Origin of the sequence: Allobosea sp. Leaf344 (genome assembly GCF_001426225.1) — a bacterium.
Classification (GTDB): domain Bacteria; phylum Pseudomonadota; class Alphaproteobacteria; order Rhizobiales; family Beijerinckiaceae; genus Allobosea.
The window spans coordinates 590,598-614,237 of record NZ_LMRT01000014.1 but is presented as its reverse complement, the minus strand read 5'-3'; the positions used below and the strand labels follow the sequence as shown (position 1 = coordinate 614,237).

At 69.5% G+C, this 23,640-nt stretch carries 21 protein-coding genes; 9 read left to right on the top strand and 12 right to left on the bottom strand.

Annotated features, from left to right (window positions below; genetic code table 11):
* Window positions 1–10 precede the first annotated feature (10 nt).
* From sseA to cueR, 4 genes are all read left to right on the top strand, one after another.
* Entirely contained in the window at window positions 11–868 is an 858-nt protein-coding gene (sseA, locus tag ASG72_RS14780) for a 3-mercaptopyruvate sulfurtransferase (protein ID WP_056713482.1), read from the top strand.
* Window positions 869–873: 5 nt separating this feature from the next.
* The gene (locus ASG72_RS14775) at window positions 874–1,401 is read left to right on the top strand and encodes a cupin domain-containing protein (protein WP_056713480.1); all 528 of its coding nucleotides are present in this window, start codon (window positions 874–876) and stop codon (window positions 1,399–1,401) included.
* 96 nt (window positions 1,402–1,497) lie between these two features.
* Window positions 1,498–4,023 (top strand): heavy metal translocating P-type ATPase, encoded by a 2,526-nt coding sequence (locus ASG72_RS14770; RefSeq protein ID WP_200939947.1) that lies wholly within the window; start codon window positions 1,498–1,500, stop codon window positions 4,021–4,023.
* 3 nt (window positions 4,024–4,026) lie between these two features.
* The gene (gene cueR, locus ASG72_RS14765) at window positions 4,027–4,458 is read left to right on the top strand and encodes a Cu(I)-responsive transcriptional regulator (protein WP_056713476.1); all 432 of its coding nucleotides are present in this window, start codon (window positions 4,027–4,029) and stop codon (window positions 4,456–4,458) included.
* Between the two features lie 65 nt (window positions 4,459–4,523).
* Here cueR and ASG72_RS14760 read toward each other — a convergent pair whose 3' ends face one another.
* Entirely contained in the window at window positions 4,524–5,540 is a 1,017-nt protein-coding gene (locus tag ASG72_RS14760) for an MBL fold metallo-hydrolase (protein ID WP_056713474.1), read from the bottom strand.
* Between the two features lie 238 nt (window positions 5,541–5,778).
* On the opposite strand from ASG72_RS14760, the gene ASG72_RS14755 reads away from it, so the two are divergent.
* Window positions 5,779–6,918 (top strand): serine hydrolase, encoded by a 1,140-nt coding sequence (locus ASG72_RS14755; protein ID WP_244488812.1) that lies wholly within the window; start codon window positions 5,779–5,781, stop codon window positions 6,916–6,918.
* A 15-nt stretch (window positions 6,919–6,933) separates the two neighbouring features.
* Here ASG72_RS14755 and ASG72_RS14750 read toward each other — a convergent pair whose 3' ends face one another.
* From ASG72_RS14750 to ASG72_RS14730, 5 genes are all read right to left on the bottom strand, one after another.
* A complete protein-coding gene (locus ASG72_RS14750) occupies window positions 6,934–8,220 on the bottom strand; it encodes a TRAP transporter large permease (protein WP_056713471.1) in 1,287 nt (428 codons plus the stop codon).
* Window positions 8,217–8,714 (bottom strand): TRAP transporter small permease, encoded by a 498-nt coding sequence (locus ASG72_RS14745; RefSeq protein WP_056713469.1) that lies wholly within the window; start codon window positions 8,712–8,714, stop codon window positions 8,217–8,219. The genes ASG72_RS14750 and ASG72_RS14745 overlap by 4 nt, the downstream gene beginning before the upstream one ends.
* Before the next feature lie 154 nt (window positions 8,715–8,868).
* Window positions 8,869–9,855, bottom strand: coding sequence for a sialic acid TRAP transporter substrate-binding protein SiaP (locus tag ASG72_RS14740; protein ID WP_056713467.1), 987 nt, complete (start codon window positions 9,853–9,855; stop codon window positions 8,869–8,871).
* Between the two features lie 172 nt (window positions 9,856–10,027).
* Window positions 10,028–10,705: a GntR family transcriptional regulator gene (locus tag ASG72_RS14735; protein ID WP_056713464.1), complete on the bottom strand. Its 678-nt coding sequence runs from the start codon at window positions 10,703–10,705 to the stop codon at window positions 10,028–10,030.
* A 13-nt stretch (window positions 10,706–10,718) separates the two neighbouring features.
* The gene (locus ASG72_RS14730) at window positions 10,719–11,615 is read right to left on the bottom strand and encodes a dihydrodipicolinate synthase family protein (RefSeq protein WP_056713461.1); all 897 of its coding nucleotides are present in this window, start codon (window positions 11,613–11,615) and stop codon (window positions 10,719–10,721) included.
* Between the two features lie 163 nt (window positions 11,616–11,778).
* Between ASG72_RS14730 and ASG72_RS14725 the strand changes: the two genes are divergently transcribed.
* The 3 genes from ASG72_RS14725 to ASG72_RS14715 are packed head-to-tail and all read left to right on the top strand — an operon-like array spanning window position 11,779 to window position 14,114.
* Complete coding sequence (locus tag ASG72_RS14725) at window positions 11,779–12,813, top strand: aldo/keto reductase (protein ID WP_056713459.1); 1,035 nt, start codon at window positions 11,779–11,781, stop codon at window positions 12,811–12,813.
* Between the two features lie 4 nt (window positions 12,814–12,817).
* Window positions 12,818–13,657, top strand: coding sequence for an amidohydrolase family protein (locus ASG72_RS14720; protein ID WP_056713458.1), 840 nt, complete (start codon window positions 12,818–12,820; stop codon window positions 13,655–13,657).
* 10 nt (window positions 13,658–13,667) lie between these two features.
* Entirely contained in the window at window positions 13,668–14,114 is a 447-nt protein-coding gene (locus tag ASG72_RS14715; RefSeq protein WP_056713456.1) for an RbsD/FucU domain-containing protein, read from the top strand.
* Here ASG72_RS14715 and ASG72_RS14710 read toward each other — a convergent pair whose 3' ends face one another.
* Complete coding sequence (locus tag ASG72_RS14710) at window positions 14,115–16,091, bottom strand: AI-2E family transporter (RefSeq protein ID WP_056713454.1); 1,977 nt, start codon at window positions 16,089–16,091, stop codon at window positions 14,115–14,117.
* Between the two features lie 183 nt (window positions 16,092–16,274).
* On the opposite strand from ASG72_RS14710, the gene ASG72_RS14705 reads away from it, so the two are divergent.
* Window positions 16,275–16,595 carry a hypothetical protein gene (locus ASG72_RS14705; protein ID WP_156395978.1) on the top strand — a complete coding sequence of 107 codons (321 nt, stop codon included), beginning with the start codon at window positions 16,275–16,277 and terminating at the stop codon, window positions 16,593–16,595.
* A gap of 32 nt (window positions 16,596–16,627) precedes the next feature.
* On the opposite strand, the gene ASG72_RS14700 is transcribed toward ASG72_RS14705, so the two are convergent.
* The 5 genes from ASG72_RS14700 to ASG72_RS14680 form a co-directional block, all read right to left on the bottom strand.
* Window positions 16,628–17,557 carry an acetamidase/formamidase family protein gene (locus ASG72_RS14700; protein WP_056713450.1) on the bottom strand — a complete coding sequence of 310 codons (930 nt, stop codon included), beginning with the start codon at window positions 17,555–17,557 and terminating at the stop codon, window positions 16,628–16,630.
* A 165-nt stretch (window positions 17,558–17,722) separates the two neighbouring features.
* Window positions 17,723–18,097 (bottom strand): hypothetical protein, encoded by a 375-nt coding sequence (locus ASG72_RS14695; protein WP_056713448.1) that lies wholly within the window; start codon window positions 18,095–18,097, stop codon window positions 17,723–17,725.
* Between the two features lie 20 nt (window positions 18,098–18,117).
* A complete protein-coding gene (locus ASG72_RS14690) occupies window positions 18,118–21,243 on the bottom strand; it encodes an efflux RND transporter permease subunit (protein WP_056713445.1) in 3,126 nt (1,041 codons plus the stop codon).
* Between the two features lie 12 nt (window positions 21,244–21,255).
* Window positions 21,256–22,953 carry an HlyD family efflux transporter periplasmic adaptor subunit gene (locus tag ASG72_RS14685; protein WP_056713444.1) on the bottom strand — a complete coding sequence of 566 codons (1,698 nt, stop codon included), beginning with the start codon at window positions 22,951–22,953 and terminating at the stop codon, window positions 21,256–21,258.
* Between the two features lie 62 nt (window positions 22,954–23,015).
* Window positions 23,016–23,486 (bottom strand): hypothetical protein, encoded by a 471-nt coding sequence (locus ASG72_RS14680; RefSeq protein WP_156395977.1) that lies wholly within the window; start codon window positions 23,484–23,486, stop codon window positions 23,016–23,018.
* Window positions 23,487–23,640 lie beyond the last annotated feature (154 nt).

The window sequence follows — 23,640 nt, the reverse complement described above, 5'->3', positions numbered from 1 at the left end:
AATTCAATCAATGGCTTACGATGATGTCTTCGTCACGACCGAATGGCTGGCGCAGCGGCTGAACGCGCCCGATGTCGTGGTGGTCGACGGTTCCTGGTACCTGCCCGTGCATCAGAAGGACCCGCATGCCGACTATGCCGAGCGGCGGATTCCGGGGGCGCTGCGCTTCGACATCGACACGGTGAAGGATCCGCAATCGACCCTGCCTCACATGCTGCCGCGGCCGGAGGCCTTCGCGGCGGCCGTCGGCGCGATGGGCATCGGCGACGGCATGCGCATCGTCGTCTATGACGGGCTCGGCCTGTTCTCCGCGCCGCGCGTGCGCTGGACTTTCAAGACCTTCGGCGCCAAGGACGTCGTGATCCTCGAGGGCGGGTTTCCAAAATGGCAGGCGGAGGGGCGCCCGGTCGAGGAAGGCCTGCCGCGTGCCCGCGCCGCGCGCAGCTTCACCGCCAGGCTCGATCATTCGGCCGTGGTCGATGGCGACGACGTCACCCGCGCCATCGCCAGTGGGCAGATCCAGGTGGTCGACGCCCGCCCGGCCGACCGCTTCCGCGGCGAGGCGCCGGAGCCGCGCGCCGGCGTCCGCTCCGGCCATATCCCCGGCTCGCTCAACCTGCCCTTCCCCGCGATCATGGAGGCCGGCGCGCTGAAATCCCCCGAGGCGATCAGATCCGCCTTCCAGGAGGCGGGCGTCGATCTGGACAAGCCGCTGATCACGAGCTGCGGTTCGGGCGTCTCGGCCGCGATCCTGTCGGCCGCGCTCGAGACCATCGGCAAGCCGGCGCGGGCGCTCTATGACGGCTCCTGGGCGGATTGGGGCACCAGCGACCGGCCGATGGCCACCGGGCCGGCGAAGAAGGGCTGAGGGCGATGAGCGGCGATCATTCGCAGGATCACAGGCACGACCACGGGCACGGGCACGGCCATGATCACGAGCCGCGCTGGAAACATGACGGCGTGCGCGTCATCACCGGCGACAGACTCGACCCCAATACGGCGCAGACGCCGGGCATGTTCCGGCAGGCGGCGATCAACCATGCCCGGGTCGGGGCGCAGAAGATCTGGGCCGGGACGGTCTCGATCCAGCCCAATGCCAAGACCGGGGTGCATCACCATGGCGCCCTGGAAAGCGTGATCTATGTCGTGCGCGGCCGGGCCAGGCTGCGCTGGGGCGAGCGCCTGGAATTCGTGGCCGAGGCCGGGCCGGGCGATTTCATCTATGTGCCGCCCTATGTCCCGCATCAGGAGATCAACGCCAATCCCGACGAGGTGCTGGAATGCGTTCTGGTGCGCTCGGATAATGAGGCGGTGGTGGTCAACATCACCGATGTCGATCCGATCGAGCCGCCCGAGACGGTGTATTGGGTCGATCCGACGCATAAGCACCCGCAGGGCTGAGGCGTCCCGGATCTCGATGGCTGAGCCGGCTTCCGGCAGCCCTTGACCTTCCCATGATGGGAAGGACCATATGTGTCGGCATCAGCTCGGAGAGCCATGATGTCGACCCTTCTCATTGAACCATCCGCCGCCGCTCCGCCGGGTCCTGCGGCACCGCGCCCCGACCTCGATATCGGCATCGGGGGGATGAGCTGCGCCTCCTGCGTCGGCCGTGTCGAGCGAGCGCTCGCTTCTGTGCCCGGCGTCGCCGAGGTCTCGGTCAATCTCGCCAGCGAACGCGCCCGCATCACGCTGGACCGCGAGCCCGCTGAAGCCGCGGCGATCGCCGCCGCGATCCGCGAGGCGGGTTACGAGCCGGCGATACGGCAGGTCGAGCTCGCCATTTCCGGGATGAGCTGCGCCTCCTGCGTCGGGCGCGTCGAGGCCGCTCTGAAAGCCGTGCCGGGCGTGATCGCGGCCAGCGTCAATCTGGCGACGGGGCGCGCGCAAGTCTCGGTGCTGGGCGAGGAGGCGGTGACGAGCCGGCTCACGGCAGCCGTAGCCAAGGCCGGATACGAGGCCGAGCCGGTCGTCGGCGGCGAGCGCGGCGACGATCGCGAGCAAAAGGCCCGTGCGGATGAGCTGGCGGCGCTGCGCCGCGCGGTGACCATCGCGGCCATCGCCACCGCCCCGCTGCTGGTGCTGGAGATGGGGTCGCATCTCGTCGATCCGCTGCATCACTGGCTGGCCGGGACCTTCGGCGCCTTCACCGTCAAGCTGGTCGCCTTCGCGCTGGCGAGCCTGGTGCAGTTCGGGCCGGGGCTGCGCTTCCTGCAGAAGGGCTGGCCGGCGCTGCTGCGCGGCGCGCCCGACATGAACAGCCTGGTGATGCTCGGGGCGGGCGCGGCCTATCTCTACTCCACCGTCGCGACCTTCGCGCCCGGCCTCCTGCCGGCGGGTACCGATTTCACCTATTTCGAGGCCGGCGCCGTGATCATCACGCTGATCCTGGCCGGGCGCTGGTTCGAGGCCAAGGCCAAGGGCCGCACCAGCGAGGCGATCCGCCGGCTGATGTCGCTGCAGGTCAAATCGGCGCGAATCCTGCGCGACGGGGTCGAGAGCGATGTCGCGATCGAGCGGGTGCAGCCCGGCGACATCGTGCTGGTCAGGCCGGGCGAGGCCATCCCGGTCGATGGCGAAGTCGTCGAAGGCCAGTCCTATGTCGATGAATCCATGCTGACCGGAGAGCCGGCGCCGGTGCTGAAAGAGCCCGGCGCCATGGTGACGGGCGCCACGCTCAACGGCTCCGGAGCCTTCCAGTTCAGGGCGCTGAAGGTCGGTGCGGATACGGTGCTGGCGCAGATCGTGCGGACGGTGGAAGCCGCGCAGGGCGCGAAGCTGCCGATCCAGGCGCTGGTCGACAGGGTGACGATGTGGTTCGTCCCGGCGGTGATGGCGCTGTCGCTGGCGACCTTCGCCATCTGGCTCGCCTTCGGCCCCTCCCCGGCCCTGTCCTTCGCGCTCGTCAACGCCGTCGCGGTGCTGATCATCGCCTGCCCCTGCGCGATGGGGCTGGCGACGCCGACCTCGATCATGGTCGGCACCGGCCGCGGCGCGGAGCTCGGCATCCTCTTCCGCCAGGGCCAGGCGCTGCAGGCGCTGCGCGAGGTCGAGGTGGTGGCGCTCGACAAGACCGGCACGCTGACCAAGGGCAGCCCGGCGCTGACCGACCTCGCCGTGCTCGAAGGCCATGAGGAGCAGGAGGTGCTGCGCCTCGTCGCCTCGGTGGAAAGCCGCTCGGAACATCCGGTGGCCAAGGCGATCGTGGCGGCGGCGACGGAACGGGGATTGGCGCTCGCTCCCGTCTCCGGCTTCGGTTCCGATCCCGGCTTCGGTGTGCGGGCTCAGGTTTCGGGCCGCGCCGTCATGGTGGGCGCCGACCGGATGATGCGCCGCGCCGGGCTCAATCTCGCGGCCTTCGGCAAGGAAGCGGCGGCGATGGGCGATGCCGGCAAGACGCCGCTCTATGTCGCGCTGGACGGGGAGCTCGCGGCGATCATCGCCGTCGCCGACCCGATGAAGGAGACGACGCCGGAGGCTATCGCCGCGCTGCAGGCACAGGGCCTCCGGGTGGTGATGATCACCGGGGACAACAGCCGCACCGCCCAGGCCATCGCGCGGCGGCTGGGGATCGACGAGGTGGTGGCGGAGGTGCTGCCGACGGGCAAGGCCGAGGTGATCAAGCAGCTGCAGGCGGGCGGCGAGCGCGTCGCCTTCGTCGGCGACGGCATCAACGACGCGCCAGCGCTCGCCCAGGCCGATATCGGGCTGGCGATCGGCACCGGTACCGACATCGCCATCGAGAGCGCCGATGTCGTGCTGATGTCGGGGGATCTCAACGGCGTTCCCCGCGCCATCGCTCTGTCGAAGGCGACCATCGCCAATATCCGCCAGAACCTGGTCTGGGCCTTCGGCTATAATGTGCTGCTGATCCCGGTGGCCGCCGGGGCGCTCTATCCGGCCTTCGGCGTGCTGCTCTCGCCGATGGTCGCCGGGGCGGCGATGGCTTTGTCCAGCGTGAGCGTGCTCGCCAATGCGCTCAGGCTGCGGCGCTTCGGCAGGCAGCCGGTCTCGAGGAGCTGAGCGATGAATATCGGACAGGCCGCGGACTCATCCGGCGTCAGCGCCAAGATGATCCGCTACTACGAGAGCATCGGGCTGATCGGCGCGCCTTTGCGCAGCGAATCCGGCTACAGGATCTATGCGCCGGAGGAGGTGCACACGCTGCGCTTCATCAAGCGCGCCCGCAATCTCGGCTTCTCCATCGACGAGACACGCGAGCTCCTGGCGCTCTGGCGCGACAAGAGCCGGGCCAGCGCCGACGTCAAACGCTTCGCGCTCAACCATGTCGCGGAGCTCGAGGCCAAGATCGCGGAGCTGCAGGCCATGGCCGGGACGCTGCGCCATCTCGCCCAGACCTGCCATGGCGACGGCAGGCCCGATTGCCCGATCCTGGCCGATCTCGCCGGCACCGAGACGCCGCCGAAGGGCCGGCAGAGCGCGGGGCGGAGCGGCTGACGCCGCGCTCGCTTCGCGGCCAAACCGGCCGTGAAGCGGCTCTCGGGCGGCGTCCGGGGGGCGCGTCAGACCTTCACCAGCTCCATCGGCGCGGGGTAGTAGCGGAAGCCCTCCCCGGCCTTGGCGAGATTGCCGAAGCCCGGCCAGGCGAAGTGGTAGGACATCACCGGCGTCTTGTTCTCGGCCAGCGAGGTCAAAAGCCTGACGCGCGACTGCACCGCCTGCTTGGGGTCGCTGTCATAGGCGAATTCGAGCCGCGGGTTCTCGGTCAGCAGCACGGCGTGGTGGGTGAGATCGCCGAGGAAGGCGAAGGATTTGCCGGCCGAGGCGACCTGGAAGATGTGGTGGCCGATGGTGTGGCCCGGCGCCGCGATGGCCTGGACACCCGGCAGGAACTCCTGCTGGTCCTTGAAAAACACGATCTTGTCGCGCACCGGCATCAGATTGGCGCGGGCATGGGCGACGAAGGCCTTGAGCGGGCCGCCCATCTTGCTCTCATCGGTCCAGAAGTCGAAATCGGCCTGGCTGATATAGATCTGGGCATTGGGGAAGAGCGGCTTGCCGTCGGCGCTGCAGATCCCGCCGATATGGTCGATATGGGCGTGGCTGCAGACGATGGCGTCGATGTCGCCGGGCTTCATCCCGGCCTCCTCCATGCTCTTCAGGAGCCGCCCGGTGGTGGGGCCGAAGGCCTTGGAGAACCCCATGCCGGTGTCGAACATCACCAGCCGGTCGCCGAAATTCACGATCGGGATGTTCTGCTCCAGCACGACATTGGTCTTGGGCAGGAAATTGCTCTCCAGCATGCCGTAGACCGTGTCCTTGGGAACGCCGAGGAAGCTGTCGCCGGGGTCGCCGAGGGGCAGAGGCCCGTCGGAGACGACCGTCACCTCGGCCGTACCGAGCATGAAGCGGTAGAAATAGCCGGGCTGGCTGCGCGAGAGCGGCGCCTTGGCCAAAGACGGGGTCGCCGCCGGCAAAGCGGCGCCGGCAGCCAGGCCCGCGGCAGCCGCCAGGAAGCCGCGCCGGCTCGTCGGCGGCAGAAGCGAATGATCGTCACGGGAGCTGAAATCGTGAGACATGGCGTGTCCTCCTGAAGACAGAGCGCGGCATCGACGGCCGAGTCTGGGCAAGGGCGCGCCGGGGCCAGCTGGCCGTTGCTCGCGAGGAGGATGCACAGCGGCAGCGCGCGCTGCCAATAGGGCTTCGCTCTATCCGGCATAACCGAAAGCTGTCGCATGCCGGGCCAGCCCCAGGGCCATGGCCGGGCGGCACGCGGTTCTGTATGGCAGAGCATCGCATCGCGTGAGGACGAGCCCCGTGTCGCCATCCGACAACCCCCAGCTTCCGCCCGCCGGCACCGGCGCATGGGCCGAAATCGCGCCGGCCGAGGCCGGTTTCGATCCGCAGGCTCTGCAGCAGGCCGTGGATTTCGCGATCGCCCAGGAGAGCAGCTGGCCGCGCAGCCTGTATTATCCCGACGGCCGCTATGTCGGGCTCGTCGAATGGAACGAGAGCGGGCCGTGGAGCGATATTTCCGGGCCGGTGAAGCCGCGCGGCGGCCCGGCGGGGCTGATCCTGAAAAACGGGCGCATCGTCAGCCAGTGGGGCGAGATCGACCGGGTCGACATGACCTTCTCGGTCGCCAAGAGCTATATCGCCATCCTCGCCGGCCTCGCCGTCGCCGACGGGCTGATCGCCGATGTCGACGAGCCGGTGGGGCGCAGCATCGACGGGCCCTGGTTCGCGAGCGCCCACAACGCGCAGATCAGCTGGCGCCATCTTCTGCAGCAATCCAGCGAATGGCAGGGCGAGCTCTTCGGCAAATCCGACCAGGTCGACCATAACCGCCAGATCGGCCCCGGCGCGGACAACAGCCGCAAGGGCCAGAAGCGGGACCTGCAGCAGCCCGGCAGCTTCTACGAATACAATGACGTGCGGGTGAATTTGCTGGCCTATTGCCTGCTCCGGCTGTTCCGCCGTCCGCTGCCCGAGGTGCTGCGCGAGCGCATCATGGACCCGATCGGCGCCTCCGACAGCTGGGAATGGCATGGCTACAGCACCTCCTTCGTCGAGATCGACGGCAAGCGCATGCAGTCGGTGCCGGGCGGTTGCCATTGGGGCGGCGGCATCTTCATCAGCGCGCGCGACCATGCCCGGCTCGGCCTGCTGATCGCCAACGGCGGCGCATGGGGCGGGCGCCAGCTGATCCCGGCCTCCTGGATCACGGCGATGATGACGCCCTCCCCGACCCTGCCGAATTACGGCTATCTCTGGTGGCTGAACCGCGGGCCGCAGGCGCGGCCGCATGTGCCCGAGACCGCGGTCTTCGCGCTCGGCGCCGGCGTCAACGTGATCTGGATCGACCCCGCGCAGCAGCTCGTCGCGGTGCTGCGCTGGATCGACAAGAGCGCGCTCGACGGTTTCGTCGACCGGATGCTGGCGGCGCGGCGCGGCTGAAGCGCGGCCGCGGCGCTAGCGGCCCATCACGACGGAGGGGAGCCAGGTCGTCAGCGGTGGCCAGAGCGTCACCGCCACCAGCACGGCCAGCAGGGGCATCAGCCAGGGTATGATCGCCCGCGACATCGCCTCGAAGCTGATATTGGCGATTTTCGAGGTGACGAAGAGCACGACGCCGACCGGCGGCGTGATCGTGCCGATCATCAGGTTCAGCACGAAGATCAGCCCGAACTGCACGGGGTCGATGCCGAACTGCGCCGCGGCCGGCGTCAGGATCGGGATCAGGATCAGCATCGCCGCCAGCGCTTCCATGAAGCAGCCGATGAAGAGCAGCAGCAGGTTGACGATCAGCAGGAAGGCGAGCGGATTGCCGGCGAGATCGACCAGGATCGGCCCGACCGTCTGCGGAATCCGCGAGATGGACAGGCACCAGCCGAGCGCCGCGGCCGTCATCACCAGCGCCAGCACCACGCCGGTGGTCTCAACCGTCTGCACCACGAGCTCCGGCAGATCCCGCAGCGAGAAGCTGCGATAGACGAAGAGGCCGAGCACGAGCGCATAGGCGGTGGCGATGGCGGCGGCCTCGGTCGGGGTGAAGATCCCGGCCATCATGCCGCCGAACAGGATCACCGGCGTCATCAGCGCCCAATGCGCATCCTTGTAGGCGGCCCAGAGCTGCGCCGCCCCGGGGAAGGGATGACGCGGCAGATCGCGCCGCCGCGCCACCACCGTGACCATGGCCATCAGCGCGCCCGCCATCAGCAGACCCGGGATCACGCCGGCCAGGAACAGCCCGCCGATCGAGACATCGGCGGAGACGCCGTAGATCACCATCGGCAGCGAGGGCGGGATGATCGGGCCGATCGTCGCCGAGGCCGCGGTGATCGCAGCCGCCGTCTCGGCGTCGTAGCCCTCATCCTTCATCGCCTTGATTTCGAGTGTGCCGACGCCGCCGGCATCGGCCACGGCCGAGCCGGACATGCCGGCGAAGATCACGCTGGCGACGATGTTGGCGTGGCAGAGGCCGCCGCGCAGCCAGCCGACGCAGGCAGTGGCGAAGGCGAAGATCCGGTCGGTGATCCCCGCCGAATTCATGATGTTGCCCATCAGGATGAAGAGCGGCGCCGCCAGCAGCGGGAAGGAATTGGCGGATTGGGCGATCTTCTGCGGCACGATGCCGAGCGGAAAGCCGCCCAGCGCGGCGAAGGCGATGGCCGCCAGCCCCATCGAGACGAAGAGCGGGACGCCGAGCAGCAGCGCGGCGAACCAGACCGGCAGGATCTGCAGCATCAGCGTCGTCATAGCGGCTGCGCCTCCACCGGGGCCGGCTGCGGACGGCGCCCCGCCACCACCGCGGCGATATCGGCCAGCGCCTGCAGGATCAGCGCCAGCCCGGCGAGCGGCATGACGATGTAGAGCGCGGCCGACGACACCGGCAGGGCGATGGACTCGACGTCCCAGTTGCGCTCGATCAGCGCGAAGGAATAGCGAACCAGGACGCCGGCGAACAATATCACCGCGAGCTGCGTCACGATCTCCAGCCCCTGCCCGGCGATCGTCGGCAGCCGGTCGGCGATCACCGTGATGCGGATATGCGAGCGCCGGCGGGCGGCGATGATCCAGCCGACGAAGCCGGTCCAGACCAGCAGATACTGGGCGAGCTCGTCCGTCCAGGCCAGCGGCGCGTTGAGCTGGCGCGAGATCACGCCGAGCACCACGCAGACCAGCAGGGTCAGCAGCAGCACCACCGCCGCAACCCGCACCAGGCGATCACAGAATTGCAGAACAGCTGTCATGGCTCACGCGACGATAAATGGGATGGAAAGGCCGGGTAGCGGCCGGTCGTGACGGCGCGCTTCCGCGCCCCCCGGCACCGCGCCTCTCGCGGGAGGAGCGGAATGGCCGGGACGGGCCCGGCCACGGCGATGCGGCCCTTCCGGCGCGCGCGGCTCACAGCGCCGCCAGCGCATCCCAGGTGCCCTTGCCCCATTTGCTCTCGAACTGCTTGGGCAGGCTGTCGAGCACCGGCTTGCGGAAGGAGTCCAAATCCGGCTCGGTGACGGACATGCCGGCGCTCTTCAGCGTCGCCACCAGCGCGCCTTCCTGCCTGCCCAGCTCCTCGTCCTGCCAGATCGCGCCATTGGCGATCGCCGCCTCGAGGATGCTGCGATCGGCCTCCTTCAGCCCCTTCCAAAACTCGCCGTTCACGATGACGAGGCGCGGCGTGATGATGTGGCCGGTCAGGATGAGATGCTTCTGCACCTCCTGCAGCTTGGCGCTGTGGATCGTCGGCAGCGGGTTTTCCTGACCGTCGACTGCGCCCTGGCTCAGCGCGAGATAGAGCTCGTTGAAATTGACCGGGGTGGCCTTGGCGCCCCAGGCCTCGACCATGGCGCGGAAGGTGTCGACGGGCGGCACCCGCAGCTTCAGCCCGGCGACGTCGGCGACGCTCTTCACCGGCTTGGAGCCGGTGGTGAGGTGGCGCTTGCCGTAATAGGTCACCGCCGCCATGCGCATGCCGCGCTTCTTCTCGAGATCGGCGTTCATCTGGGTGAAGACCGGGGCCTTCGCGACGCGCCCCATATGTGCCGCGTCGCGCCAGAGATAAGGCGCCTCGATCACCGAGAGCTGCGGCAGGAAGGAGCCGAGCGCGGCGGCGCCGTCCGTCGTCATGGTCAGCGCGCCCGAGGCCACCGATTCCATCATGTCCTTGCCGGAGCCGAGCTGGCCGGCCGGGAAGGACTGGATGTCGATGCGGCCGCCGGTCTTCTCCTTCACCTCACGGGCGATGCGATCGACCATCTGCACCTGCGGATGGGTGGCGGGCAGCATCTCGCCCCAGCGCAGCACCGTCGCCTGGGCGCGCAGCACGCTCGGCATGAAGATCGCCGCTGCGGCCGAGCCGGCGAGAAAGTCGCGTTTGCTGATGATGGTCATTTTTCTGGTCCCTCTTTGTGCGAACCATCGTCGGCATCGCCAGCCCGGCGCGGGGCTGGATGTCGGCGGGGGCTCCTCCCTCGATACGGCCGGTTTTCCGGCTCGTTTTGCCTCGCTCGTCCTGTCGGTCGGGCGGCCCGGTTCCACCGCCTCGGCAGCGCAGATGTCTCGTTCAGTAGCTCATCGCCCGGTTGCGGGCGTTGCCGATATGCAGGCTCATCGCCTCCGCGGCTGCCTGCGGGTCGCGGCTTTCGATCGCCGCGATGATGGTCATGTGGTCCTGCATCACCGGCAGCAGGATGTGGTTCTGGATCCTGGTCTCATACTGACGGATCAGCCTGATCTTCAGCCAGGTGACCCGGAAGGCCTTGGAGACGATGTCGTTGTCGAGATGATCGATGATCGCCTCATGCATCAGCCGGTCGACATCCTCCGCATCCTCGATGAGATCGGGGTCGCCGCCCGCTTCGGCCCGGCGGATGATCGCCTCGTGCCGCTCGCGCTGCTCGGCGATTTCGGCGTCGGTCGCGTTCTGCGTGAACAGCGCCGTCGCCTCCTTTTCGAGGAAGAGCCTGAACTGGAAGGCGTTGCGGATCAGGTTGAGATCGACATGGGCGACCTGCATGCCGCGCTGCGGCACCGTCTTGATCAGCCCTTCCGCCTCGAGCCGCGGGATCAATTCGCGGATGGCGCCGAGCGGCATGCCGGTCATCGAGACCAGCTCGCGCTGGGTGACGAACTGGCCGGGCTTGATGTCGCGGGCCAGAAGCTTCTCCGTGAAGCTGGCATAGGCCCGCTCCCGCAGCTTCAGCGGCTCGCCTTCGCGCTCGCTGTCGTCGGCGTTCGTCATCGCGCCCTCCGGCTCAGGCGGCCCTGGCCATGGTGATCCGGTCGAAGGCGGCGAAGAGCCTCGCCCGCGCCGCCGGCTCCAAGGCCTGCAGCGGGGCGCGCATCGCGCCATAGCCGTCGTCGCGATGGACATGGCCGGTCAGCGCCTTGACCGCCGCCATCACGGGGTAGCTGACGATCTCGTCGACCAGCGTGTTCACCACGGCGTTCTCCGTGCCCTCATAGACCAGCGGCCGCAGCAGATGCGGCACCAGATTGGCCACGCCGCAGATCGAGCCCTCGGCGCCGGCGCGGACGGCGCGGGCGAGCTGGCGCTCGTCGCCGACCAGGATCGCGAGCTCGCCATGCGCCTCGAGGAAGGCCTCGGTGCTGGCATAGTCGCCGGAGGAATCCTTGATGCCGGTGACGACGCCGGGAAAGGCCGTCTTGAGGCGCTGCACCAGCTCGATGCTGATCGGGACCGCGGTCACCGAAGGGATGTGGTAGAGGATGACGTTGCGCATCGACGGGCCGACGGTCTCGAAGAGCTGCGAGAACCATTGGAACAGCCCGTCATCGCCGACGCCCTTGAAGTAGAAGGGCGGCGCCACGAGCAGCCCCTTGACGCCGGCATGCAGCGCCTGGCGCGCCTGTTCGACCGCTTCGTGCAGGGAGGAGGCGGCCACGCCGGCATAGACCTGCCGCGCCGGATCGATCCCCGCCCCGATCACCGCGCCGAGCATGGCGATGCGCGCCTGCGGTCCCAAAGCCGCGCCCTCCCCCGTGGTGCCGAACAGGGTGATGCTGTCGCAGCCATTGGCCAGCACATGCCGCGCATGATGGACGAGGCGCGGCAGGTCGACGGCTCCACCCTCCCGCATCGGTGTGGTGATGGCGCAGGAGAGGCCGAAGCGGTTGGGATCGAGGGCCATGAAACGGGCTTTCGCAGAGAGGCGGCGGAGGAGCGTGGCGGGAGCGGCATGCAGGCCTGCAGCAGCGACCACCAATTCGATAAGACTAGGACCGAACTTTAGCGGTTGCAAGCTAACATGTTGGGATGCACATACTGAGGCAGCCTGTCCCGGACGCGATGCCATGCCTCATCCCTCCCCGCCTTCGACCATCGCCACCCGCCGGCTCGGACGCAGCGGCCGTCCCGTCTCGGTGCTCGGCTTCGGCGGGGCGCCGCTTGGGGATCTCTATGCGCGGCTGGACGAGGCCGAGGCCGTGGCGACCGTCGAGGCCGCGCTGGCCGGCGGGGTGACGCTGATCGACACCTCGCCGCTCTACGGGCATGGGCTCTCCGAGCATCGGATCGGCGCGGCGCTGCGCCGGGCGCGGCGGGACGGGGTGGTGATCTCGACCAAGATCGGGCGCGTGGCAGAGCCTTTCGCCGGCCGCGGCGACGGCTCGGGCTATCATGGCGGCCTGCCTCACGCTCTGCGCTTCGACTATTCGCATGATGGCGCCATGCGCTCGCTCGAACAATCGGCGCTGCGGCTGGGAGTCGATCGCTTCGACATCGTGCTGATCCATGATGTCGATGTCTGGACGCATGGGGCGGAGCGGATCGAGAGCCGCTTCCGCGAGGCGATGGACGGCGCCTACCGGGCGCTAGAGCGGCTGCGGACGGCCGGGACGGTGAAGGCCATCGGCGTCGGGGTGAACGAGGCGGAGATGTGCGAGCGTTTCGCACGCGCGGGCGATTTCGACACGATGCTGCTCGCCGGGCGCTATTCGCTGCTCGAACAGCCGGCGCTCGCGGGCTTCATGCCGCTCGCGCTGGAGAAGCGGATCGGGCTGATGCTGGGCGGAGTATTCAACTCCGGCATTCTCGCGACGGGAGCGGTCGCTGGCGCGAAGTATAATTACGCCCCCGCGTCGCCCGCGGTCCTGGCGCGCGTCGCCGCGATCGAGGCGGTTTGTCGGCATCATGACGTGCCGCTGCGGCGCGCCGCGCTGCATTTCCCGCTGGGCCATCCGGCGGTCAGCAGCCTGGTGATGGGCGCGGTGTCGCCGGCGGAAGTGGCGGATCAGATCGCCGAGCTGGCGACGCCGGTGCCGGCCGCGCTCTGGGAGGCGCTGAAGGCGCAGGGCCTGCTCGGGGCCGATGTGCCGGTGCCGGGCTGACGCCATGCGGATCGATGCGCATCAGCATGTCTGGCGGCTCGCACGCGGCGATTATGGCTGGCTGACGCCCGAGCTCGGGGCGATCTTCCGGGATTTCGGCCCCGATGACCTGGCGCCTCTGCTCGCCGCCCATCGCATCGACCGCACCATCCTCGTGCAGGCCGCGCCGACCGAGGCCGAGACGGAGTTCCTGCTGGAGACGGCGCGGCATACCGGCTTCGTCGCCGGCGTCGTCGGTTGGAGCGATTTCGACGCGCCCGATGCCGCGGAGCGGATCGAAAGGCTCGCCGAAGAACCCCTGCTCGTCGGCTTGCGGCCGATGGTGCATGACATAGCCGATCCGCTCTGGCTGGAACGCGCGGCGCTCGACCCGGCCTTCGCCGCTCTGTCCCGCCATGGCCTGGTCTTCGACGCGCTGCTGCGGCCGCATCATATCGCGCCGCTGCTGCGACGGCTGGCGCGCAGCCCCGGGCTGGTCTGCGTCGTCGATCACGCCGCCAAGCCCGATCTGGTCGGCGGGCGGCTGGAGGGATGGCGCTCCGGCATCGCGGCCCTGGCGGCCCATCCGAACGTCTGCTGCAAGCTGTCGGGGCTGGTGACGGAGGCGGCGGAAGACTGGACGCTGGAGACGCTGCGTCCGGTCTTCGACCATCTCCTCGCGCAATTCGGGCCGGATCGGCTGATCTGGGGCAGCGACTGGCCGGTGCTGACCCTGCGCAGCAGCTATTCCCGCTGGGTGGAAGCGGTGGAGGAGCTGCTCGCCCCGCTGGACATGGCGGCGCGGACAGCGATCATGGGCGGCACCGCGCGACGCATCTATCTGGAACGGCGCGGCCGCGCCTGAGGAAACCGCCATGCTGAAGGGCCTCGATCCCGTCCTCTCCGCCGATCTGCTCTGGCTGCTCGCCGCCATGGGGCATGGCGACGATCTCGCTCTCGTCGACGCCAATCATCCGGCCGAGACGATCGCCCGCGCCACGACGAGCGGCCGGCTGGTCCGCCTGCCCGGGCTGACGATGCAGCGCGCGGCCAAGGCCATCCTCTCGGTGCTGCCGATCGATGATTTCGAGCCGGAGCCGGTGCGGCGCATGCTGGTGGTCGACGAGCCCGCGCAGATTCCGCCTGTGCAGATCGCGGTGCAGGAGGAGCTCGACAGCGCGGCCGGCAGGCCGATGCCGCTCGTCGGCATCGAGCGCTTCGCCTTCTACGACGCCGCCCGGGCGGCCTTCGCGGTCGTGCAGGTCGGCGATCCTCGCCCCTATGGCTGTTTCCTGCTGCGCAAGGGCGTTATCGCCGGCTGATCAGGCGAGGTTGGCGGCCTTCGGCGCGTCGAGCGCCGCGGTCTCGCCCGCGGTCGGCGGCAAGCGGACCGCGTCGATGCAGAGCTTCACCGCCTCGCGCAGGCTGCCCGCCACCAGATCCGCCCGGGTGTCGTCGCCGAGCACGGAACTCGTCGCGCCGGCCGGCAGGCTCAGGCAGGCCAGCATCAGGCTGGCATCGGGCAGCCGCCGGCGCAGGCGGCGCAGATTATAGCGCATATGGGCCGGGCTGCCGGCGTCGATATAGCAGAGGCAGACCAGCGCGTATTTCCGCGCCTGGAGATCGACGACGTTGGGCCGGGCCAGCGCCTCCGGCGATTCCACCGCCGTGCGGATGCCGTGCTTGTCCAGCAGCTGCGCCAGCATGATCGCGGCCGCCTCGTCCAGCGGCCCCTGCCCGGCGATGCAGACGACGCTGTCCTCGTTCCTGAAGGGCGGCGCCATCTCCTCGGGCGCAAGCACCGGCAGATCGGATGCGCCTTCGCGGTCATCGGTCGATTCGACCGCGTCGACGGCTTCGGCATCGGTGGTCGCGTCGCCCGGCTGCGGGGCGCGGTCGTCATGATCGGCGAGATCCTCGACGACTTCGCGCACGGTCTCGAGAATGCGGGCGACGCGCTCCTCGTCGAGCACGCCGCGCACCAGATCGGCCTTGGCGAGCCGCAGCCCTTCCAGCGCGACCTCGTCGTAATAGGCCGAGAGCGAGCGTTCCTTCAGCACCTCCTCGGCCTTGTCGGCGGTCTCGGCCGGATCGCCGGAGAGGACGCGCTGATAGAAGATTTCCGGAGGCGAGAGGGCCGGCCTGTCGCCGAGCAGCACGTCCAGAAATTCGAGCTTCTCGACATGGCGGCCGAGGACGACGAGGCAGATGGTCAGCGGCATGGCGAGCACCAGGCCGATCGGTCCCCAGAGCCAGGTCCAGAAGGTCGCGGAGGCGACGACGGCGACGGGAGACAGCCCGGTCGAGCGGCCATAGACCAGCGGCTCCAGCACATGGGCGGCCAGCGGCTCGGCGACGAGGAAGAGCAGCCCGGCCCAGAGCAGCATGGTCCAGCCCGGATCGACCGCCGCCGCCAGCGCCAGCGGAAAGGCGGCCGAGATGATCGCCCCGACATAGGGGACGAAGCGCATGATGCCGGTGAGCACGCCCCACAGCGCCGGATTGGGCACGCCAATGATCCAGAGCCCGATGCCAATGCCCAGTCCGAAACCGGAGTTGAGCAGCAGCTGGCTGACGAAGAGCCGGCTGAGCCGCGCCGCCGCATCGTCGAGCGCGGCGGTGGTCTTCTGCAGGTCATAGGTTCCGGCGAGGCGGATGAAGCGGTTTCGCAGATCCTCGCGCTGCAGCAGGATGAAGATCACGAAGACCAGCACGATGCCGGTGGTGGTCAGCGGGTGGACCAGCGGCCTCAGGAACGAGCCGAGCGTCTGCAGCGAGGTCGGCTCCGGCGGCCTGACCTCGACCGGGATCGGCTTGGCTTCGGCGCCGGGCTCGCCCGGCGGCGGACCGGTCAGCTCCGTCGCCGATTTCGGCCTGTCCAGCTCCTTGCCGAGATCCTGCAGCATCTCGGAGGCGCGTTCGAGAGCGCCGCTACCGGCCGTCGATCCCCGCAGCGAGGCGATCTTCTCGCGCATCGTCATCTGGTAGCGCGGCAATTCTCCGGCGAGCTGCGCGACCTGCGTCGCCATCAACACGGCGAGCGCCGACAAGGCGGCGAAGGCCACGAGCACGACGAGCACCACCGCCAGCGACCGCGGCACCCGCAGCTTGCGCAGGCCACGCACCAGCGGTGCCAGAACGAAGCTCAGCAGGATCGCCAGCGCGACGGGGATGAAGACCTCGCGGCCGACATAGAGCCCGGTGATGATCAGCGCCGCGACGCCGAGCGCGCCGAAGCTCGGGCCGGCCGGGAGGACGAGCCCATCGCGCGACGATGAGGAAATGATCGGCCTGCGCATTCAGTCGGCTCCGGCGGATGGTGCAGCACGCCGCCCGCCTGGCTTGGGAGCCAACCATGTCCGTGCGCGAGTTCGGCCAAGCACAACCCCCCGCCGGACCGAAAGGTTCCGGCGCGGCCGCGCGTTCCTGTGTCGGCAAATCTGTACAACTTGATCGGCGTCAAGGACAGGCCGGCTAAATCCATGCAGACCTTGGCTATGAACACGATCACCACGGATTTCGAGCGCCTCAGCATCGCCGCCAGCGCGCTGCGCACCATCCTCCAGCAGGAGGATTCGGTGGCGCGGCTGGCGCAGGAACAGCCCTCCATGGCTGGCGCCGCCAGCGCCGCCCAGGCGGCCCGCGCCGCCGCCGTCGCGGTCGAGGCGCTGCGCCTGATCGGCGATATTTCGGAGGCGAGCGCCGCGCGGCAGCAGGCGGCGATCATCGAGCGCGCGCGACGGGCGCTGCTGCTCGCCTCGCAGAAAAGCGAGGACGCGGCCCCGCTCAGGACCGCCTGCTAGCGCGCTCCCGAGAGCCCCCGGCCCCATCCCGGTCAGACCAGCGATTTGTCCAGCATGCAATGGACGCCCTTGTGCTGGTTGACCGTCTGCGTGATGCGCAGATCGGCGGCGATGCTGCACAAGGCATAGGCCTGTTCGCGGGTGATGCCGACGCGCTCGACGATCAACGCGATCATGTCGCGCAGGGCGATCTCGGCGCAGCGGTCGAGATCGGGATCCATGCCGAAGGTGATCAGATGCGTCGGCGTCTCCGCGCGCGGATAGGTGAAGGACAGGTCCTTGCGGACGGTCAGCCGGAAGCGGCCCGACAGCGCGGTCTCGATGGCGGTGACGTTGACCTCGCCATCGCCCTGCCGCCCATGTCCGTCGCCGCAGGAGAACAGCGCCCCCTTCGCGAAGACCGGCAGGAACAGCGTGGTTCCGGCGACGAGTTCCTTGTTGTCGATATTGCCGCCGAAGGCGCGGGGGATGATCGAGGTGCAGCGCCGCCAGCTAGCCGGCGGCGCGACCCCCAGGACCCCGAAGAAGGGTTGCAGCGGGAGTTCGAGCCCCCAGGGCATCGTCGCCAGATTGCGCTGCCGATCGAGCGGGATCGTCATCAGGTGATAATCCGGGAAATCATCGGGCAGCGTGCCGGCCAGCGGCCGGCTGAAATTGAAGCCCCAATCCTGCCGGAGCTCGATCGCCTCGATGGCGACCTCGAGCACGTCGCCGGGTTCGGCGCCTTCGACATGCACCGGCCCGGTCAGGATATGCGGGCCGAACGGGATGCCCTGCTGCGCGGCATGGATGGCGAGCAGTTCCGGCGGGATGTGGAAGCCCTCGGGCGGCAGCACCTCGGCGCTGCCGCTGACCGTGTCGATCGTCACCGTGTCGCCGCTGCGTATGCTGAGGACGGGCTGCACAGACGCGTCGAAATAGCCCCAATGGCAGGTCTCGGGTGAGGCGGCGAGATGGGGCATGGCGGCTGTCCTGGCGGCGAGAGATCGAGGGCGGGAGGTCGTGCCGGATCGGGGCCGAGGCCGGCAGCCGCGGCGTCGCGGCCGGCGCATAGCAGCGCAAGCGGCGGCGATCCGCAACCGCCCGCGGAGCGGACGCAGGCCGGCCGCCCTGCCCCGCCGGCCGGCTCAGTTCGCGGTGAAGCGGGCCTGCAGCGCGTGACCGTCCGCCAGCGTCGCGGAGACGACGATCTTGGCGCCCGTCCCCAGCGGCTGGGCGAGCGTTCCCACGAGCTTGTTGGGCGCCACCGCCGCGAGCGCCACCGTCGCCGTCCGGCCGCTGTCCTGGATGATGGCACGCGCCGCCTTGGTCCCGGCCGAGGCCAGCGGCTTGTCCGCGGCATCGCTGAGATAGAGGACGAGCTCGGTGCCCTTGGCCACCATCTCGACGTGATGCCCGGCGACGTCGACCATCGGCCCGCCATTGGGGCCCTTGGCGAGTTCATGGGCGGACGCCGCGGTCGCCATGGCGAACAGAGCGAGCGACGACAACAGCTTGAGCATGGGTACTCTCCTTTGCGGGGTCAGAAGGCTTCTGTGGGGGACAGAGGGCCGGTGGCCTGCGCCCGGCCGGCGACGATGCGTTCCAGCGGGCGCCGGCCGAAGCTCAGGAACAGCACCGGGGTCAGCACGGTGTCGATGATCGTCGCCGAGATCAGCCCGCCGAAGATGGTCACCGCGACCGGGTGCAGGATCTCGCGGCCCGGTTCATCGGCGCCGTAGAGCAGCGGAATCAGCGCGAGCCCGGCCGAGAGCGCGGTCATCAGCACGGGGGTGAGCCGTTCCAGACTGCCGCGGATGACGAGATCGCGCCCGAAGCGCTCGCCCTCGTAGAGAACGAGGTTGATGTAGTGGGAGATTTTCAGGATGCCGTTGCGGGCGGAGATGCCGGCGAGGGTGATGAAGCCGACCATCGACGCCACCGACAGAGGCTGGCCCGCGAGGTGCAGCGCCACCACGCTGCCGATCAGCGCCAGCGGGATGTTGCCCATGACGATCAGCGCCAGCACCGCCGATTGGTAGCGGGTGAACAGCACGACGAAGATCAGCGCCAGCGACACCAGGCTGAGCAGGCCTATGCGCAAGGTCGCCTCCTCCTGCGCCTGGAACGTGCCTTCGAGGCGCGTGACATAGCCCTGCGGCAGGGGGGTCTGCGCGACGATGCGGCGGATATCGGCGATGATCGCCGTCATGTCGCGCTGCCCGTCGCCATTGCCGTAGACCGCGATGCGGCGCTGGCCGTTCTCGCGCTGGATCTGGTTGGGGCCGTCGGTCTCCGACACGGCAGCGATCAGGCGCAGGGGGATGTGTCCGTTCGGGGTGGCGATCAGCAGATCCTCCAGCCCCGTGGTGGAGCGGTCCTGGTCGGCGAGCCGCAGCACCACGTCGTAGCGCCGGTTGCCGTCGACGATCTGCGACACGGTGCGGCCGTTCGACAGGGTCTCCAGCGCCTGGGTGACGCTCGCCGGGGTGAGGCCGTAGAGCGCCGCCTTGTCGTGGTCGACGTCTATGCGCAGCTGCGGGATGCGGACCTGCCGCTCGATCTGCAGATCGACGAGGCCTGGCACCGCCGCGAGCCGCTCGCGCAGCGTTTCCGCCAGGCTGCGGATGGTATCGAGATCGTCGCCATAGACCTTCAGGGCGATCTGCGCGCGCACGCCCGAGAGCATGTGGTCGAGCCTGTGGCTGATCGGCTGGCCGATATTGACCGAGACCGGCAGCACACTGAGCGCCGCGCGGATATCGGCATGGACCGCCTCCTTGGGGCGGTCCGAGCGATGCAGGTCGATATCGACCTCGGAGGAATGGACACCTTCGGCGTGCTCGTCGAGCTCGGCGCGGCCGGTGCGGCGGCCGATCGATTTCACCTCCGGGACCTGCAAGGCGAGCCTCTCGGCCAGCAGCCCGAGCCGGTGGCTCTCGGCCAGCGAAATGCCGGGATTGTACTGCAGCGAGACCACCAGCGTGCCCTCGTTGAAGGGCGGCAGGAAGGTGCGCGGCAGCAGCGTCGCGCCATAGACGGCCAGGGCCACGCCCAGCCCGACCAGCAGGAACAGCGCGTTGCGGCCGGCGAAGGCGAAGCGCAGCAGCGCCGCATTGCCGCGCTTCAGCTGCCGCACGACGAAGCTCTCGCGGCGATGCGCGCTGCCTGCGCCCGAGAGCAGGTAATAGGCCATCACCGGGGTGAGCGTGATCGAGACGATCAGCGAGGCCAGGATCGAGACGATATAGGCGATGCCGAGCGGCGCGAAGAGCCGGCCCTCGATCCCCGAGAGGGCGAAGAGCGGGATGAAGACCAGAATGATGATCGCCGTGGCGTAGACGATGCCGGAGCGTACCTCCTGCGAGGCGGCCGCGATCACCGCCAGCACCGGCTGCGGCGCCTGGCTCTCGCGGTTCTGCTTCAGCCGCCGCAGAATGTTCTCGACATCGACCACGGCATCGTCGACGAGCTCGCCGATGGCGATGGCCAGCCCGCCCAGCGTCATCGTGTTGATGGTCAGGCCGAAGGCCTGGAAGACCAGCACCGTCGTCAGGATCGAGACCGGGATCGCCGTCAGCGAGATCAGCGTGGCGCGGATGTTCATCAGGAAGAGCAGCAGGATGACGGCGACCACGGCCGCCGCCTCCAGCAGGACGCGCTCGACATTGGCGATCGAGGTCTCGATGAAGCTGGCCTGGCGGAACTGGACATTGGTCGCGGAGAGGCCGGGCGGCAGCGTCTTCTGCACCTCGGCCAACGCCGCCTCGATGCGCTGCGTCAGCTTGACCGTATCCGCCTCCGGCTGCTTCTGGATGCCGATGATCACCGCCGGCTTGCCCTGATAGCCGGCATCGCCGCGCTTGACCCGCGCCGCGAAATCGACCCGGGCGATCTGGTGCAGCAGGATCGGCTGGCCCTGGCGCGGCGCCACCACCGTGTTCCTGAGATCCTCGAGCTTCTGCGTCAGGCCGAGATTGCGGATCAGATATTCGCGCCCCTGCTGGTCGACGAAGCCGCCGCCGGTATTGGTGCCGAAGCGCGTCACCGCCGCCTCGATCTGCTCATGGCTGACGTCGAGCGCCTGCATCGCAGCGAGATCCGGGGTGATGCGGTACTGGCGGACCTCGCCGCCGATCGGGATCACCTGGGAGACGCCGGACAGGGTGAGCAATTGCGGTCGGATCACGAAATCGGCGATTTCGCGCACCTCCATCGGCGAGGCCTGCTCTCCCGTCACCGCGACCAGCATGATCTCGCCCATGATCGAGGAGACCGGGCCCATCTGCGGGTTGACGCCGCGCGGCAGCTGCTCGCGGACGAGCGAGAGCCGCTCGGCGACCAGCTGGCGCGAGCGGTAGATGTCGGTCCCCCAATCGAATTCGACATAGGTGATCGAGAGGCCGACGCCCGAGACGGAGCGCACGCGCAGCACGCCGGGCATGCCGTTCATCGCCGTTTCCAGCGGGTAGGTGACGAGCTGCTCGACCTCCTGCGGGGCGAGTCCCTCCGCCTCCGTCATCAGCGTGACGGTCGGGCGGTTGAGATCGGGGAAGACGTCCACCGGGATGCGCGGCAGCACGAAGCTGCCATAGGCGACGAGGACGAGCGCGGCGGCGATGACGAAGAGCCGGTTGCGCAGGCTGGCCGAGACGAGAAGATTGAACATGGGCGGCCGGCCTCAGCGGATCTGGTTGAGGTGTTCGGCGCCGCGCACCACGATGCGCTCGCCCGGCGCGATTCCGGCGCGGATCACCAGCCGCGTCGCGTCGAAGGGCTCGGTGCGGACCGGGCGTGCGTCGAAGCGCTCGGGATCGGTATGGCGCCAGACCAGGGCCTCGCCATTGGCGCCGCGCACCACGGCGCCGCGCGGCAGGATGATGCCGCTGGTGACGGTGCCGGTCTGCGCAGTCACCCGCACCGGCTGGCCGACGGCGATGGCGGCAGGGGCGTTTTCGATCGCGAACTGCACCAGCGTCGCCTGCTGCTGCAGCGCCCGCCCGACGCCGCGGAAGGACAGAGCAAGCGGCTTGCCGTCGGGCAGGACGGCCGAGGCGGCGCCGAGCGACGACAGCTCGGCCTCGCCATAGGACAGGGCCTCGACCCAGAAACCGGCGGGATCGACGATCTGGAAGAGGATGTCCTGCGAGCCGACGACCTGGCCGGCCACGACCCGGACGGCGGAGACGACACCGTCGAGCGGCGCGCGCAATTCTTCCGGTTCGATGCGGATGCGCCCGACGATCTCGCGGCGCCGCATCAGCCCAGCGAGCTCGATCTCCGCGTCGATCACCTGGCTCTGCGGCGCGATGGCGCGCTCGGCGAGCCCGCGCGAGCGTTTCAGCTTCGCCTCGACCATCGCGATCTGCTGCTCGATCTCGCCGACGCGCTCCGCGATGGTGGTGCGGTCGGCCTGCGGCACCGCCTGCTCGACGGAGGCCAGGAGATCGCCGCGCTTCACCGCCTGGCCGAGGCGCGGCAGCCCGCCGGCGGGGGCGAGGACGCGGCCGCCGGTGATGCTCTGGACCTGGCCGGAGCGGTTGGGATCGGCGATCACCCGGCCGACGAAGCCGATGGTCCTGCGCGCCTCCTCCGGCCGCGTCACCTGGGTGCGGATCTCGAGCAGACGCTGCGTCGGCTTCGGCGCGAAGACCGCTCCGTCGGCGAGCCGGCGCGGCGTGTCCCCGCTGGGCAGGGCGGCCTTCGCCTCCCCGTGATCATGGCCCTCATGGGCCGTCGCGATCACCGTGCCGGCGAGCAGCATCAGCGCCATAACGGCCATGGTCGGCACGATCCGCCGGCTGCTGCGCAGCCCCGCCCCGAACAGCAGGCCGAAGGCCAGCGCGCCGCCGGTGGCGAGATAGAGGACCGGGACCTGTCGCCCGGCGATGGCGAGGCTCGCGCCCGGCGCCATCGCGCCCGCCGTCGCGGAGGAAGCGGCCGGCGGGGCGGCGGCCGGACGCTCGAGCGTGCCGATCAGCAGATCGTCGCCACCGGGATGGGTGATGGCGAAGACGAGCTCGAGCGGCCCCGCCCCCGGCAGCAGCGGCGACGCGACGAGATAGGTCCCCTCCGGCGTCGGCGTGGCGGCGACCTCGCCGCCGGTGCCGATCGTCACCGCCAGCCCGGCATCGGTCACCGGTTCGTTGCCGGCATAGCGGTCCAGAAACAGCGTCAGCCGGTCGCCGCGCAGGATGCCGACCAGCTCATAGCTGTCGGAATGCAGGCTGATGCGCGCGGAGCCGTCGGTCGCGGCAGCGGCGGGAGCGGCGGGGGCGCCATGGTCGTGGCCCTCATGGGCGGCGAGTGGCGTGGCAAAGATCGACAGCGCCAGGGGCGCGATCAGGCAGCGCGCGAGGCTGCGGACGAGGGACAACATCGGAGGAACCCATCACGATCGGCATGAACAATTGGCGGCGCGGCTGAGGAGCCGGCCGACGCTCAGGCGATGTCGGTGGTTCGTGGAGGCCGCGCATGCGGGCCGGGCGTGGCCGGGGCGGCACCGGTCTGCGCCGGCAGGCCGAGCCTGATGCGATGCGCCGTTCGCGGTGGCAGGGACGCCATCTCGCGCAGGATGAGCGCGCTCGTGCAGATGGTGCCGCAGCAGGCCTGGCCGTGCAGCCCCTCGCCTTGCGGCGCGCGCGGCGCCTCCGGGGCGGCGGATGGAAGCTCGCGGCACTGGGCCGCCGCTTCCGTCGGGCGCGCGGCGGCGAAGTCCGGCTGAGCCGCGGCCGCCGGTTTTGCGGCGGCGGCGACGGCGGTCCTCGCGCCATGGCCGGCATGGGCCTGAGCGGGCGCGGCCCAGGCGAGCATCAGGAGGACGACGAGAGCCGCCGCCTTCCATGCCCTGCCCAGGATCGGGTGCGCGATCACGTGATGTCCCGTCGATTCCGCCGTTGCGGCGGATGACATGGAGCCTCCCATGCGGGAAGGTCAAGAGGATGCGCCGCAGCGTCAGGCGCTCCCCGCGAATCGGCGCCGAGGCGGGGCGTGCCGGCCTGCCCTGCGCTGCCTTGCCGCGGCCGATCCCGGCCTCCGAAGGCGGAAAACGACGCTGCGCGGCCTG

Bases quoted from the DNA above. Each gene is read 5' to 3' on its own strand.
- ASG72_RS14770 (WP_200939947.1), top strand. From the start codon at position 1,498: ATGATGTCGACCCTTCTCATTGAACCATCCGCCGCCGCTCCGCCGGGT.
- ASG72_RS14680 (WP_156395977.1), bottom strand. From the start codon at position 23,486: ATGTCATCCGCCGCAACGGCGGAATCGACGGGACATCACGTGATCGCG.
- ASG72_RS14700 (WP_056713450.1), bottom strand. From the start codon at position 17,557: ATGCCCCATCTCGCCGCCTCACCCGAGACCTGCCATTGGGGCTATTTC.
- cueR (WP_056713476.1), top strand. From the start codon at position 4,027: ATGAATATCGGACAGGCCGCGGACTCATCCGGCGTCAGCGCCAAGATG.
- ASG72_RS14745 (WP_056713469.1), bottom strand. From the start codon at position 8,714: ATGACAGCTGTTCTGCAATTCTGTGATCGCCTGGTGCGGGTTGCGGCG.
- ASG72_RS14735 (WP_056713464.1), bottom strand. From the start codon at position 10,705: ATGACGAACGCCGACGACAGCGAGCGCGAAGGCGAGCCGCTGAAGCTG.
- ASG72_RS14695 (WP_056713448.1), bottom strand. From the start codon at position 18,097: ATGCTCAAGCTGTTGTCGTCGCTCGCTCTGTTCGCCATGGCGACCGCG.
- ASG72_RS14685 (WP_056713444.1), bottom strand. From the start codon at position 22,953: ATGTTGTCCCTCGTCCGCAGCCTCGCGCGCTGCCTGATCGCGCCCCTG.
- ASG72_RS14760 (WP_056713474.1), bottom strand. From the start codon at position 5,540: ATGTCTCACGATTTCAGCTCCCGTGACGATCATTCGCTTCTGCCGCCG.
- ASG72_RS14730 (WP_056713461.1), bottom strand. From the start codon at position 11,615: ATGGCCCTCGATCCCAACCGCTTCGGCCTCTCCTGCGCCATCACCACA.
- ASG72_RS14740 (WP_056713467.1), bottom strand. From the start codon at position 9,855: ATGACCATCATCAGCAAACGCGACTTTCTCGCCGGCTCGGCCGCAGCG.
- ASG72_RS14690 (WP_056713445.1), bottom strand. From the start codon at position 21,243: ATGTTCAATCTTCTCGTCTCGGCCAGCCTGCGCAACCGGCTCTTCGTC.
- ASG72_RS14705 (WP_156395978.1), top strand. From the start codon at position 16,275: ATGCAGACCTTGGCTATGAACACGATCACCACGGATTTCGAGCGCCTC.
- ASG72_RS14715 (WP_056713456.1), top strand. From the start codon at position 13,668: ATGCTGAAGGGCCTCGATCCCGTCCTCTCCGCCGATCTGCTCTGGCTG.
- ASG72_RS14725 (WP_056713459.1), top strand. From the start codon at position 11,779: ATGCCTCATCCCTCCCCGCCTTCGACCATCGCCACCCGCCGGCTCGGA.
- ASG72_RS14720 (WP_056713458.1), top strand. From the start codon at position 12,818: ATGCGGATCGATGCGCATCAGCATGTCTGGCGGCTCGCACGCGGCGAT.
- ASG72_RS14710 (WP_056713454.1), bottom strand. From the start codon at position 16,091: ATGCGCAGGCCGATCATTTCCTCATCGTCGCGCGATGGGCTCGTCCTC.
- ASG72_RS14750 (WP_056713471.1), bottom strand. From the start codon at position 8,220: ATGACGACGCTGATGCTGCAGATCCTGCCGGTCTGGTTCGCCGCGCTG.
- sseA (WP_056713482.1), top strand. From the start codon at position 11: ATGGCTTACGATGATGTCTTCGTCACGACCGAATGGCTGGCGCAGCGG.
- ASG72_RS14775 (WP_056713480.1), top strand. From the start codon at position 874: ATGAGCGGCGATCATTCGCAGGATCACAGGCACGACCACGGGCACGGG.